13 protein-coding genes are annotated in these 13,508 nt (G+C 68.5%); 10 read left to right on the top strand and 3 right to left on the bottom strand.

Features of this window, described 5'->3' with window-relative positions:
* Positions 1-60 precede the first annotated feature (60 nt).
* Entirely contained in the window at positions 61-1,518 is a 1,458-nt protein-coding gene (locus QMO76_RS27425; RefSeq protein ID WP_306364220.1) for an SDR family NAD(P)-dependent oxidoreductase, read from the top strand.
* A gap of 386 nt (positions 1,519-1,904) precedes the next feature.
* On the opposite strand, the gene QMO76_RS27420 is transcribed toward QMO76_RS27425, so the two are convergent.
* Positions 1,905-2,189 (bottom strand): hypothetical protein, encoded by a 285-nt coding sequence (locus QMO76_RS27420; protein WP_306364219.1) that lies wholly within the window; start codon positions 2,187-2,189, stop codon positions 1,905-1,907.
* Between the two features lie 437 nt (positions 2,190-2,626).
* Between QMO76_RS27420 and QMO76_RS27415 the strand changes: the two genes are divergently transcribed.
* From QMO76_RS27415 to QMO76_RS27405, 3 genes are all read left to right on the top strand, one after another.
* Positions 2,627-3,511, top strand: a complete 885-nt coding sequence (locus tag QMO76_RS27415) for a helix-turn-helix transcriptional regulator (protein ID WP_306364218.1) — start codon at positions 2,627-2,629, stop codon at positions 3,509-3,511.
* Positions 3,508-3,699 carry a DUF397 domain-containing protein gene (locus tag QMO76_RS27410; RefSeq protein WP_306364217.1) on the top strand — a complete coding sequence of 64 codons (192 nt, stop codon included), beginning with the start codon at positions 3,508-3,510 and terminating at the stop codon, positions 3,697-3,699. The genes QMO76_RS27415 and QMO76_RS27410 overlap by 4 nt, the downstream gene beginning before the upstream one ends.
* A 213-nt stretch (positions 3,700-3,912) precedes the next feature.
* Positions 3,913-4,659: a YdcF family protein gene (locus QMO76_RS27405; RefSeq protein WP_306364216.1), complete on the top strand. Its 747-nt coding sequence runs from the start codon at positions 3,913-3,915 to the stop codon at positions 4,657-4,659.
* Positions 4,660-4,756: 97 nt separating this feature from the next.
* Here QMO76_RS27405 and QMO76_RS27400 read toward each other — a convergent pair whose 3' ends face one another.
* Positions 4,757-5,515 carry a thioesterase II family protein gene (locus tag QMO76_RS27400; protein WP_306364215.1) on the bottom strand — a complete coding sequence of 253 codons (759 nt, stop codon included), beginning with the start codon at positions 5,513-5,515 and terminating at the stop codon, positions 4,757-4,759.
* A gap of 36 nt (positions 5,516-5,551) precedes the next feature.
* Between QMO76_RS27400 and QMO76_RS27395 the strand changes: the two genes are divergently transcribed.
* The 6 genes from QMO76_RS27395 (at position 5,552) to QMO76_RS27370 (ending at position 12,467) form a co-directional block, all read left to right on the top strand.
* Positions 5,552-6,928, top strand: a complete 1,377-nt coding sequence (locus QMO76_RS27395) for a CoA transferase (protein WP_372342097.1) — start codon at positions 5,552-5,554, stop codon at positions 6,926-6,928.
* Positions 6,929-7,241: 313 nt separating this feature from the next.
* Entirely contained in the window at positions 7,242-8,768 is a 1,527-nt protein-coding gene (locus QMO76_RS27390; protein WP_372342103.1) for an MFS transporter, read from the top strand.
* 177 nt (positions 8,769-8,945) lie between these two features.
* Positions 8,946-9,980 carry a nucleoside hydrolase gene (locus QMO76_RS27385; protein WP_372342102.1) on the top strand — a complete coding sequence of 345 codons (1,035 nt, stop codon included), beginning with the start codon at positions 8,946-8,948 and terminating at the stop codon, positions 9,978-9,980.
* The gene (locus QMO76_RS27380) at positions 9,977-10,852 is read left to right on the top strand and encodes an amidohydrolase family protein (protein WP_306364212.1); all 876 of its coding nucleotides are present in this window, start codon (positions 9,977-9,979) and stop codon (positions 10,850-10,852) included. Before QMO76_RS27385 ends, QMO76_RS27380 begins: the two co-directional genes overlap by 4 nt.
* A 295-nt stretch (positions 10,853-11,147) precedes the next feature.
* Entirely contained in the window at positions 11,148-11,624 is a 477-nt protein-coding gene (locus tag QMO76_RS27375) for a pyridoxamine 5'-phosphate oxidase family protein (RefSeq protein ID WP_306364211.1), read from the top strand.
* Between the two features lie 186 nt (positions 11,625-11,810).
* A complete protein-coding gene (locus QMO76_RS27370; RefSeq protein WP_306364210.1) occupies positions 11,811-12,467 on the top strand; it encodes a response regulator transcription factor in 657 nt (218 codons plus the stop codon).
* A gap of 111 nt (positions 12,468-12,578) precedes the next feature.
* Here QMO76_RS27370 and QMO76_RS27365 read toward each other — a convergent pair whose 3' ends face one another.
* Positions 12,579-13,481, bottom strand: a complete 903-nt coding sequence (locus QMO76_RS27365) for a universal stress protein (protein WP_306364209.1) — start codon at positions 13,479-13,481, stop codon at positions 12,579-12,581.
* Positions 13,482-13,508 lie beyond the last annotated feature (27 nt).

The following is a 13,508-nucleotide window of genomic DNA, read 5'->3' as shown; positions in this document are numbered from 1 at the left end:
ACTGCTCTGCGACAATGGAGCGTCAACCGACCCCCGCACGAAGGAACACCCAGCCTCCCGATGGCCGCGCACACCACCCCGGACAACGCCGACAACATGGCCATCGACCCCGAAGAACTCGCGATCTGCCTGCGGGTACTCGAACGGGCCGGGCAGCTCGAGAAGGACCATCCCGACTCCATCGTCGTGCAGCGGGCCGTCGGGCACATGTTCAAGAAGCTCAAGCAGCGGCGGCGTATCGAAGCCCGCGAAGCCGTGGCCAGTGCCGACCGCGAGGTCATGGCCGCCACCGCCACCGCCTCACCCAGCCGCATCGACGACGAGACCGCCGGAATCCCCATCAGCTCCAACACACCCGGAGCCTCCGCCGGAACCCTGCTCAAACCACGGCCCTGCTACATCTGCAAGCAGCGCTACACCCGCGTCGACGCCTTCTACCACCAGCTCTGCCCCGACTGCGCCGTCAAGAGCCACGCCAAACGCGACGCGCGCACCGACCTCACCGGCAAGCGGGCGCTGCTCACCGGCGGCCGCGCCAAGATCGGCATGTACATCGCGCTGCGGCTGCTGCGCGACGGTGCGCACACCACCATCACCACCCGGTTCCCCAACGACGCCATCCGGCGGTTCAGCGCCCAGCCCGACAGCGCCGACTGGCTGCACCGGCTGCGCATCGTAGGCATCGACCTGCGCGACCCCGCACAGGTCGTCGCCCTCGCCGACGATGTGGCGGCGCAGGGGCCGCTCGACATCATCATCAACAACGCCGCGCAGACCGTGCGGCGGTCCGCCGGTGCCTACAGCGCGCTCGTCGACGCCGAGAACGGGCCGCTGCCCGCCGGACAACTGCCGGAGAAGATCACCTTCGGCAAGACCATGCAGGCGCACCCCACCGCGCTCACGGCGTCACTGACACCGGACCTCACCGCCGCCGACATCACCGAACTCGCGCTGGTCGCCGGTTCGGCCACCCCCGAACGCATTTCGCGCGGCGTCGCCATCGACGCCGGCGGGCTGGTGCCCGATCTCGCGCACACCAACAGCTGGGTGCAGACGGTGGCGGAGGTCGACGCCACCGAACTGCTCGAGGTGCAGCTGTGCAACTCGGTGGCCCCATTCATCCTCATCTCCCGCCTGCGTCCCGCCCTGGCCGCCTCCCCCGCGCGCCGCAAGTACGTCGTGAACGTCTCCGCCATGGAGGGTGTCTTCCAGCGCGGGTACAAGGGACCGGGCCATCCGCACACCAATATGGCCAAGGCCGCGCTCAATATGCTCACCCGCACCAGCGCCCGCGAGATGTTCGAGGCCGACCGCATTCTCATGACCGCCGTGGACACCGGGTGGATCACCGACGAGCGGCCGCACTACACCAAGATCCGCCTCGCGGAGGAAGGGTTCCACGCCCCCCTCGACCTGGTCGACGGCGCGGCACGCGTCTACGACCCGATCGTGCAGGGCGAGGCGGGCACCGATCTCTTCGGCGTGTTCCTCAAGGATTACGAACCCTCGAACTGGTAGTCGTTCAGCTCCTCCTGGCTTGTTTTTGGGGTCAGGTTGGTGGTTTGTGTGCTGCTTGCAGCGGATAAGGTTTACATAGTTAGATGCGCATATTGCCGTACTAGTATCTTAGACAGGGTCAGGCCCCCGTGGGCCGAACACCCGAACCTGCGAGAACCGGGGCTCCCTACCCTCCGCTCCCCGTCAACCGCGGAATCGGTGGGCGCCTCCCCTACCCCGCCACCCCAACCGGATGGCGAATCACCGATGCGACGCGACATGGCTGAGCTGGGAGCTGGCAGCACCACCCCCCTGTGTTCACGGGGATATGACACGGCATTTTCAATAAGTAAAGGCGCATATCCGCATGTGGACATGGAGATGGCCTACAGCATGATGACGCCCACTCACCGGGTGCGCCGGGGTGCACCCATGTCTCCTCGACCTCCTTCAGCGGGACCGGACTCGGGCGCGAAGGGGCGGCCGACCGGGTCGGGCTCGGTCGACAGGGCGTCCTCGAGCAGGGACGTGAACTCGGCGACTTCGGTTCCGAAAGCCTCGAGCACGGCGTGGAAGGCACGGGTCTTGTGGTCGCAGTCCGCGAACTGGCAGCTCTGATGCGCCTGGAGAGCATGGCGGGCGAGATGGTACGGCCCCCACGCGGGACCGGGTGCGCGATCGGGGTCGCTCACGGCCGTCACCTGACCCCGAATCGTCGGTCGCCGAACGCGATCGGTGCCGGGAGACAATGCCTGGCCTTCCCCGCACGGTGGACTCCACGAGTCGCCAAGCGGGGAACCTCCACCGCCCCTTCCCCTCTGACGTACGGCAGCACGAAAGGGGGCCGCTCCCCACCTTCCCGTAAATCGTCGCGAATGCCCCACATCGCCCAGATGAACACGGCGATGCCCACCAGCATCAACCCCACGGTCCATACGTTCCACGACATTCGGCCCACTCCCCTTCCTCGGTATGGGTTTCGCCCCGACTTACGGGGCGGCAGCACTCCCCCAAGTAGACAGCAGATTTCGAGGCGGAAAGCCCAAAAAGTGGCCCGGCCTCGAAATATGATGGAAGCCCAGATTGGACCGGCTCAGAATGGAACAACCCAGGTAGCGAGGCTTACGAGATGTCAGCGGTCTCCAGGCGAGCGTTCGGCAAGTTCCTGCGCGAGATTCGGCTGGGCGCGGGTAAGAGTGCGCTGGCCGCAGGACTGCACATCGAGACTTCGAAGCAGACGCTGTTGCGCATGGAGGACGGGATCTCCACGAAGATCGCAACGCCACAGCTCGAACGGCTGCTGGACTTCTATGAGGTGCCAGCCGAGGTTCGAGCTGAAGCACTCGCCCTGTGGGCAGAGGTTCGGGAACAGGCGAAAACCGCAAAGCTGCAAGGCAATTCCAAGGGGTTCTGGCAAGCCTATGCCGATCAGTTCGCATCCCATTTCCCGCACTATCTACGCTTGGAGTCGGCAGCGAACCATGTGATCACGCACCAGCTCGTCCTCGTACCCGGACTGCTGCAAACTCCCGACTACCGACGGGCGATCGTGCGCATCGACGGACCGGGACTATCCAACGTCGATGTCGAACGGCGGGTGGAACTGACAGTTCGCAGACAAGCCAAGTTGCACAGCAACGACTTCCGGATCGAAGCGTTGATCTCGGAAGCCACGTTGCGGCACCCGATAGGTGGCGCTCATGTCATGGCGGATCAATTGCGGTTGCTCGCGACCGAGCGCCCGAACGTCAGCATCCGTGTCGTGCCGTTCGGCCCATCGCACCGAGGTTTGACGATAGGGTCGTTCACTCTGCTGGACTTCCCGAAAATCGAAGGCGGACTTGACGAACCGCCAGTGGTCTACCTGGAAGGGGCCATCGGCGCTCTCTACCACGAACGAAGCGACGTGGTCGAGCAGTATCGAGAAGCCGTCAGTAGCCTGCTGACGGTAGCGTTGAACGAAGACGACACCAGGAACATGTTTCTGCACCTGGCAGAGGAGTACGCGGCGTGAGCAACATCCCACCTGTTGGCCAGTGGTTCAAATCCAGCCGATCCGAGCACGCCAGCGCTTGCGTCGAGATCAAGTTCGAGGACGGCGGGGTTGCGGTGCGCGACTCGAAGAATCCCGGTGGCCCCGTGCTGAACTTAGACGGGGAGGCGTGGGACAGGTTCCTCGACAGCGGGATCTGGGAGCGCTGACAGGAGGATGACCGAGCCGTTCGGGCCAGGCGGCCGGGCGGCGGCCGCTGCCGCGCGCGAGGTCGCCGAGCGGACGGCGCGAGCGCTGACCACGGGCGCATCGGGCATCAGCAGAAGCTCGCAGGAGCTGGCGGATGGGAGCCGGGACTCCGCCGGGGTTTGGTTCATGCCGACGAACGCGGCGTCATACCTGTCGATTCGGCCGGTCATGCCTTGATTCGTGATGATCAGGTCGTCGGGGGACGCGACGAGGCCGAGCACTCGGCGTGGTGGCGGGAATTGCGGGCTCGGGGTATCGATACCGACCGGGCTCGGACGGATCTGGGAACCGTATGGGACTACCTACGTCACGATCCCAAGTGGGCTTTCGATCCCGAACGGGATTACGGCGGCATCATCTTCTTCGGCAGCCGTGACATCGGCGGGTCATCGGTGATCGCGAACTTGGTCCGTGACCGTGGCCTCGGCGATGTGCCCGTCGTGTTCTCCGGATACCGGGGCGAGGCGGCCAAGTTCCGGCTGGCGGCGGAGAAGCTGAACCTCAACCCGAACCAGATCATCGAGGAACCCCTCGCCCAGAACACCGGCCAGAACGCGGTCTACTCGGTCCGGATGCTCGAGCAGCACGGCCGCGACGTCAGTTCGGTCATCGCAGTGTGCACCCCCTTTCACGCGCGGCGTGTGTGGGGCACACTCATGAAACAGTGCCCGGGTGTCGAGCAGGTCGCCATACCCGCCGCCGATGTCTCACTCGAGAACTACATGAAATACGGGAACCGCCCCGATGCCTCGACGGCCCCGCACCCGAAGTCGATCGTCGCCATCACCATGGGTGAGATCAAACGTTTGGACGAGTACCCCGGTGAGGGCCACATCATCCGGGAAGACATCCCCGACGATGTGCGCCACGCCTACGACAGACTGAGCGAGACCTTCCGCCCCGCCGAACGCAGGTCCTGACGAGTCGGGTGCTCGAAGTGTCCATTCGCAAGCCGTTGCGGTGCCACCGCCCGGCACCGCAACCGTTCGATCCGATTCCGCAGCGGCGGAGCGTGCGTCACGTGAGGTGGCGGGTGATGAGTTCGGCGACAGGGCGGAGGTTTTCGGGGAGGTCGAGGTAGAAGTGGCGACCGGGGAAGGTTGTCACGTCGAATTCGGCGGTGGTGTAGCTCGCCCACTCCCGTGCTTGGGCCACCGTGGTGGTGGGGTCCTCGGTGCTGACCAGGGCGCTGATCGGGGTGCGCAACGGGGTGGTCGGGTGGTGGCGGTAGGTTTCGACGGCTTGGTAGTCGGCGCGGACGGCGGGGAGGACCAGGTCGGCCAGGGAGGGCTCGTCGCGGAGGAGTTGGACCGAGGCGGGGTCGTTGGCGAGGCGTTCCAGGTCGGCGATGAGGTCGGCGTCGGGGGCCAGGTGCAGGCGGGCCGATTCCTCGTGGGCGGGTGCGGGGCGGCCGGAGACGAACAGCCGGACCAGCTCGCGGCCCGCTGATTCCAGGGCTCGGGCGGTCTCGTAGGCGACGGTCGCGCCCATGCTGTGGCCGAAAAGCGCCACCCGGAGGTGCGCGGGCCAGCGCAACAAGTCGGCGGCGGACTGCTGCGCGAGGGTGGTCAGGGAGGTGACGAGGGGCTCGGTCAGGCGGTCCTGCCGGCCCGGATACTGCACCGCGTACACGGCTGTGCCACTGCCGAATTCCTGGGACAGGGCGCGGTAGGCGGTCACCGCTCCCCCACCGGGCGGAAAGCAGACGAGCACTGTAGTCGCCTCGGCATCGGGCCGGAGCTGTCGTAGCCAAGCGGTACCGGTGAGATTCGCCACCAACGAGGTTCTCCTTCGCGCAGTACTGTCGAACGGGTGGATACGTGTGCAGCGCTGGTCCGCGACTACGAGGCCGGGATAGGCGTCACCGGGTCGAGTATGCCCGCACCACCCGACCCGGGGTCCAATCTGGCTGCCACGCTGCCCGTCTGGTCCCTGGCGGGCGGTGCGGTGGCGGCCTTCGCGGCGGCGACGGATAGACGCCGCGAGGCCACCGGGTTCGCCGCCCTGCCGCAACGGCTCGAACCGGCCCGGGTGACCGCATCGTTCTCGAGTGAGAAACTGCTCCGGATCGGCGGCGCGGGCGTGGACCAGTTCGCGGAGCTGTCCGGCTTCTTCGAGGCCGCCGGCGGGTGGGTGCGCACGCACGCCAACTATCCGCACCACCGGGCGCGCCTGCTGACCATGCTGGATCTGCCCGCCGACGCCGACCGGCCCACCGTGGCCGCGCGCATCGCCGCCCTGCCCGCCGCCGAGATCGAGTCGCGGGCCGACGAATTCGCCGCCATCGCGGTGCGGGTGCGCACCGAACGCGAATGGGCGGACAGCCCGCAGGGCAAGGCCGCGGCGGACGGTCCGCTGGTGGCCGTCGACATGCGCGCCGACAGCGGTGACTTCGACACCGTCAGCGCGGCCACGCAGATGCTGCCGCTGCGCGGGGTGCGGGTCCTCGATCTGACCCGGGTGATCGCCGGACCGGTGAGCACCCGGTCGCTGGCACTGCTGGGCGCGGATGTGCTGCGCGTGGATCCGCCGCGACTGCCGGAGATCGGCTGGCAGTATCTCGACCTCTGCCAGGGCAAGCGGTCCACCCTGCTGGATCTGCGTACCGACCGCGCCGTATTCGACGAATTGCTGTCCACCGCCGATGTTCTCGTCACGGGCTACCGGACCGGCTCACTCGAGTCCGCCGGGGTGGATGCGGCCCGGACCCGGCCGGGCATCGTGCACGCGCGGGTCAGCGCGTGGGGTGAGACGGGTCCGTGGGGTGCGCGGCGCGGTTTCGACAGCATCGTGCAGGCCGCCTCGGGTATCTCGCTCGTCGAACGCGCGCAGGCGGACTCCCGCGGCGCCGCTCCGCTCGGCGCGCTGCCCGCACAGGCGCTGGATCACGCGACCGGGTACCTGCTCGCCGCCGGTGTGGTGGACGCGCTCACCGCCCGGGACCGCGACGGCATCGGCCGCGATGTGCGGGTCGCGCTGGCGCGCACGGCGTCCTGGCTGATCGCCGCACCCGGCCGCACCCCGGACCACGCCCCGGCGCAGCCCCCGAGTGTGGCGTACGCGGCCGTCCACGACGCCCTGACGACGGCGGTCCCGGCACTGCCGGACTACCCGGACTACCCCTGGCCCGCCCGCCCGTACGGCGGGGACGCTCCCGCCTGGCAGCCGCGTCCCGACGACGGGGTCTGATTCCCGGCTTACGCCGCGCTATCCCGCCGTCGCGGGTCCCGGCGGCGGTCCCGGGGACCTCGCCACGCGCCGCCACGACAGCAGACCGGTCGCCCGGTCTTGTTCTGCCGCGCGGGTTTTCACACCTGCCCGAGAGTTGCTCGATCAAGATCGTGCAAGTGCACCTGTTCATGCATCGCAGAAAATCTGAATTCCCTTTCCCCACCAGGCATTTGTGGCGTTAATAAGTGAGATGCTGAAACCGACATCGTGAGTACCGACAGTTGCGCCGGCACGCGTATGGAGGAACGTCATCGTGGACACGCCTGGGCCCTTGCTCACCGCTGCGGAAACCAGCACAGGCAAGGGAGGTAGGCGTGAGTGGGCCGGACTGGCGGTGCTGGCGCTCGCATGTCTGGTGTACTCCATGGACCTCACCGTCCTGCACCTGGCGGTCCCCCAGATCAGCGCCGAATTGCGGCCCACCAGTACGCAATTGCTCTGGATCATCGACGTCTACGGCTTCTTCGTGGCCGGACTGCTGCTCACCATGGGCACCATCGGCGACAGAGTGGGGCGGCGCCGACTACTCATGGTCGGCGCCGCGGCCTTCGCCGCGGTGTCGATCGTCGCCGCCTTCGCCCCCACCGCGCCGGTGCTCATCGCCTGCCGCGCCCTGCTCGGCGTCGCCGGGGCCACCCTCGCACCGTCCACACTGTCATTGATATTCACCATGTTTCGCGATCCCGCCCAGCGGTCGGTGGCCATCGGGGTCTGGGTGGGGTCCTATTCGGTGGGCGGCGCGATCGGCCCGCTCGCGGGCGGACTCGTGCTCGAACACTTCTGGTGGGGTGCGGTGTTCCTGCTGGCGGTGCCCGTCATGGTGCTGCTGATCGTGCTCGCGCCGCGCATACTGCCGGAATTCCGCGATCCCGATGCGGGCAAACTGGATCCGATCAGCGCCGTGCTGTGCACTGGCGCGGTGCTGCTGATCGTCTTCGGTATGAAACAGGCCGCCCAGGATGGTCCCGGCCCGGAGGCCGTCATGCCGCTCCTGGCCGGGTTGGGGGTCGGCCTGATCTTCGTGCGCCGTCAACTCTCCTCCTCCGAGCCCATGTTGAATCTGCGTTTGTTCCGACTGGGCAGCTTCCGCACCGCGCTCACCATCAACCTGCTCGCCATCTTCGTGGCCTTCGGCTACTTCCTGTTCGTGGCGCAGTATCTGCAACTGGTCCTGGGCATGTCGCCGCTGCGGGCCGGATTGGCCACCATTCCCGCCGGGCTCGGATTCATGATCGGGTCGCAGTTGGGTCCGCGGATCGGGCGGGTGGTGCGCCCGGCCTACATGATCGGCGGCGGCATGGCGATGGCGGCGCTGGGTCTGCTCCTGCTGACCCAGATCAGTGCCACCGGCGGTGTGGTGCTGACCATCGTCGCCTCCCTTTTCGTATCCTTCGGCCTGGCACCGGTATTCGGCATCACCACCGAACTCATCGTCGGCACGGCACCGCAGGAGCAGGCGGGCGCGGCCTCCGGGCTCGCCGAGACGGGCGCGGAGTTCGGTGGAGCGCTGGGCATCTCGATACTCGGCAGCGTCAGCATCGCCATCTACCGGACCCAGCTGGCCGACACCCTGCCCTACGGCCTGCGTGAACCCGATATCGCCACCGCGCGCGACACCCTGGGCGCGGCCATCCATCTGGCCAATGCCCTGCCCGACAGTCTGGGTACCACGGTCGCCGATGCGGCCAGGCACGCGTTCCTGACCGGTATGCATGTCACCGCGGCCATCGCGGCGGGCGCGGCGCTGGTGCTCTCCGCCCTGGCGTTCTCCCGGCTGCGGCATATTCCGCCCGGTTGAAGCGCTAGCGCCGTGCCCCTGGAGCTGGACGAAATAGAGGCGGGCGACCGCGTGCGCCCCTCCCCGCCTCCCGGATGATGCGGCCGGTCATGACGCGCACGCCGAGCGGGACCGAGGACTACGCGCCGCCCTGATACCGAGCGGCGTTAGGCTCGACCGGTGCGGCAGAAGATCATCATGGACGTCGATACCGGAATCGACGACTCACTGGCCCTGCTCTATCTGCTCGCCTCGCCCGAGGCGGAGATCGTCGGGATCGCCGCCACCGCGGGCAATGTGGGTGTCGAGCAGGTGGCGGCCAACAACCTGGCCTGGCTGGACGTGTGCCGGGCGCCCGAGATCGAGGTGGCGCTGGGTGCGGCGCAGCCGCTGGCGATTCCGCTGCGCACCACCGAGGACACCCACGGCCCGCAGGGTGTCGGATATGCCGAGCTGCCGGTGTCGGCGCGCGCGCTATCGCCGCGCTCGGCGGCGCGCATGTGGGTGGAGCTGGTGCGCGAGCATCCCGGTGAGATCGTCGGGCTGTGCACGGGGCCGCTCACCAATCTCGCGCTCGCCCTCCGGCTGGAACCGGAGCTGCCTCGACTGCTGCGGCGGCTGGTGATCATGGGCGGCGCGTTCAACCATCCCGGCAACACCACACCCACCAACGAATGGAACGTGCACGTCGACCCGGAGGCCGCCAAGGAGGTGTTCGACGCCTTCGCCGCGGCCCCGCCGGATCGGCGGCCGCTGGTGTGCGCGCTCGACATCACCGAGACCATCGAGATGCGGCCAAAACACCTGGTGCTGCTGGCGGAGCGGGCGGGCAGCACACCGATGGAGGCGGTGACCGAGAGCGACCCTCCGCACGCCCGCTCGGCGGCGAGCAACCCGGTCATCCGGCACCTCACCGACGCGGTGCGGTTCTACTTCGACTTCCATCGGATGTACGACCAGGGCTACCTGGCGCATATGCACGATCCGTTCGCGGCGGCGGTGGCGCTGGACCCGCGGCTGGCCGTGACACGGCCCGCCACCGTGGATGTCGAACTGGCCGGCACCCTCACCCGCGCCACCACGGTCGCCGACTGGGCCGGGATGTGGGGGCGGGAGCCCAATGCCGACATCGTCGTCGGCACCGATCCCGAACTGTTCTTCGACCGACTGGTCACCCGCGTCGGCGACCACGCCCGCACGCTCTACCCGCCGACCGGGCAGGAGATCCGGTGACCGACCCCGACTACCCCGCCGAACTGCGTGCCCGCCTGGGCCGTTCGCATCTCGTCGACATCCACACGCATTTCATGCCCGACCGGGTCATGCGCAAGGTGTGGGCCTACTTCGACTCGGCCGGGCCGCTCACCCGCCGCGAATGGCCGATCGTCTACCGCGACGAGGAACAGGTGCGGTTGAAGACCCTGCGCGGATTCGGTGTGCGCGCCTTCACCTCGCTGGTCTACGCGCACCGACCGGATATGGCGGCCTGGCTCAACGAGTGGACGGCCGACTTCGCCGCCCGCACACCCGATTGCCTGCACACCGCCACCTTCTACCCCGAACACGGCGCGGACGGCTATGTCGAGGCCGCCGTCGACGCCGGAGCCCGGATCTTCAAGCTCCACCTCCAGGTCGGCGACTTCCACCCCTGCGATCCACTGCTCACCCCGGTCTGGGGGCTGCTCCAGGACGCCGCCGTCCCGGTGCTCGTGCACTGCGGATCCAGTCCCGCGCCGGGCACTTTCACCGGCCCCGAGCCGATGGCCGAACTCCTGCGCCGCTTTCCCCGCCTGACGCTGATCATCGCGCACATGGGCTCGCCCGAGTACGTCGAATTCCTGGACCTGGCACAGCGATACGACCGCGTCCATCTGGACACCACCATGAACTTCACCGACTTCTTCGAGGCCGACAGCCCCTTCCCCACCGACGCCCTCCCCCGCCTGCGCGACTTCTCGCACCGCATCCTGTTCGGCAGCGACTTCCCGAACATCCCCTACCCCTACTCGCACGCGCTGCACGCCCTCGACCGTCTCGGCCTCGGCGACGACTGGCTGCGCGCGGTCTGCCACGACAACGCCGCCCGCCTGTTCGGGCTGCCCTGACACCGCCGCCGCGGCGACCCACGGCGCGGGCACCCGATTGGTGAGCCGCGACCGGATCTCGCGGCAGGGCTCCTCGGCACCCGGCCGTTTCGCGTATCGGCTGGTCATGGAGCGGAAGACGCACGTGGGTATCGGGCTTCTTCACCACCGTGCGCGACTGAGACCGCGTCACCGACTGGTCGGTCGTGTGCCGGGCGGGTGTCGCGGCGAACGGTTTTGTCGGTGCCCCGGAAGGGAACTCCGCCGTCAGCGAAACGGACCAAGCATCCGGTGCGGGAAGGTGGATCGCCGGACCATGAGCAGCCATGAGGCCGCGTCCGACAACAGTCCTCCGGACAATCGACAGGACGCGCCCATCGCCGAGGACGCCGGATCCCTCACCGCGCGCCCGCTGTCGGAGGCCGCATGCCTGCGACTGCTCGCCGGGGTGGGCTTCGGCCGTATCGTGTACACCCGCTACGGCTTACCGGCCATCCGGCCGGTCGACCACATCGTCGACGACCGAGCGATCATCGCCGCCACCGACGCGGTGACGTTCCCCCCGTACCGGCAGGTCGTCGCCTACGAGGCCGATACCCTCGACCGGCACACCCAGCGCGGCTGGTGCGTCATCGTCACCGGAACCGCCGAACCGGTGACCGAAGGCAACGACCTCGCCCGCTACCGCGCGGCGCTGCGCCCACGCCTCACCGGCGGCCCGCACCGCATCGTGCGTATCCGCCCCGAGGTCGTCACCGGCGTCGAGTACGTCGCCCCGGCTCGGCACCGATAATCCCGGGCACGGCCCTCCGCCGGGCCGCCGTCCACACTCACCACGACCGGCTCGGTGACGGTAGCTGTTCGCGGAGACGTCCGAAATGCCGGTTTGCCACGTCGGAATAGGGACTTTGGACCATCGTTGACCCCGGCGCTCCCGCGTATGTTTGTTCGCATTACTCACCACAGATCGGATGCCGCCATGATCAAGGTGTTTCTCGTCGACGACCACGAGATCGTCCGCCGGGGACTCGTCGACCTCCTCGAGGGGGATCCGGAGCTCTCTGTGGTCGGCGAGGCCGGGGACGTCGCGCAGGCCCTGGCCCGGATTCCCGCGCTGCGACCGGATGTCGCCGTGCTCGATGTTCGCCTGCCCGACGGCAACGGCATCGAACTCTGCCGCGAACTGCTCTCGCGACTCGACGATCTGCGCTGCCTGATCCTCACCTCGTTCACCGACGAGCAGGCCATGATGGACGCCATCCTGGCCGGAGCCAGCGGATACGTGGTCAAGGACATCAAGGGCATGGAATTGGCCAAGGCCATCAAGGAGGTCGGGTCGGGCCGGTCGCTGCTGGACAACCGGGCCGCCGCCGCGCTGATGGAGCGGCTGCGCCGCAGCACCCAGCCGGACGGACCGCTGGCCGGGCTCACCGAACAGGAGCGTCGACTGCTCGACCTGCTCGGCGACGGCCTCACCAACCGGCAGATCGCCGAGCGCATGTACCTGGCCGAGAAGACCGTGAAGAACTACGTCTCGCGACTGCTGGCCAAGCTCGGCATGGAGCGCCGCACCCAGGCCGCGGTGCTGGCCTCCAAACTGCGCTCCGGATCCACCGCCGCGCAGCGGGATGGCTGATTCCGAGACGGGCTCCTCGGTGCGCGAAGCGCTCTCGTAGCCGCGGCTGCCGGAGCGTCGCTCCGAGTCCGGTTGATTCGCTGGACCGGAGCGCGCCGGTCCCCCGCACGCTCACCCGATTCGGCTTTCGCGGACCACCAGCACCGGGCAGGGCGCCAGATGCAGCAGCGCGGTGCTGGTCGAGCCCAGGTTCATACCCGCGAATCCGCCGCGCCCACGCGTGCCCACCACGACGAGTTGCGCACCGTCGGCGTACTCGAGCAGGGCGCGCACCGGGGTGTCCCGAGCCACCACTCGCTGCACCGCGACATCCGGAAACCGCTCCCCGAAACCGGCCAGGCATTCGGCCAGCACGGCGTCCTCGGTCTCCCGAATGCCCTCCCACGGGATGACGGGCAGGTCGTGGCCGGTGTCATCGCTCCAGGCGTGCACGGCCACCAGGCCGACCTTGCGGCGCGAGGCCATCTCGAACGCCATGCCCACCGCGGGCATGCTGTTCTCACTGCCGTCCACGCCGACCACGATGGGACGATGCGCGGCGGTCGGATCGGTCTCCGGCATGGCGGGGACGACCACGACGGGGCAGTGCGCATGCCGGGTGAGCGAGGTGCTCACCGACCCCAGCACCGCGCGACGCAGGGCGCCCCGCCCGCGATTGCCCAGCACGACCAGCCGGGCGGTGCGCGACCGGGCGATGAGCGTGGTGGTGATGGGCTCGAAGATGAGTTCGGTGGTGACGACCGGATCGCCGGGCGCGGTGTGCCGGGCGACGGCTGCGGCCTCGGTGAGCACCCGATTCCCGTCCTCGCGCACCCAGGCCAGTTCCGCCGCCCCCAGCGAGGTGACCGGCACCTTGGCCACCGGGATGGCGTACGAGGTGATGATGTGCAGCGGGCAGCCGCGCAGGTCCGCCTCCGCCGCCGCCCAGCCGACCGCCTGATAGGAGATCGACGAACCGTCGACAGCGGCCAGGATGGGCGCGGGCCGCGATGCCTCGTGCGCGGTGTCGGCCATGATTCCTCCCGTGGTCGGTGGTTACCC

The organism is Nocardia sp. CC227C, assembly GCF_030767025.1.
Lineage (GTDB): Bacteria > Actinomycetota > Actinomycetes > Mycobacteriales > Mycobacteriaceae > Nocardia.
This window is presented reverse-complemented; position numbering and strand designations above follow the sequence as displayed.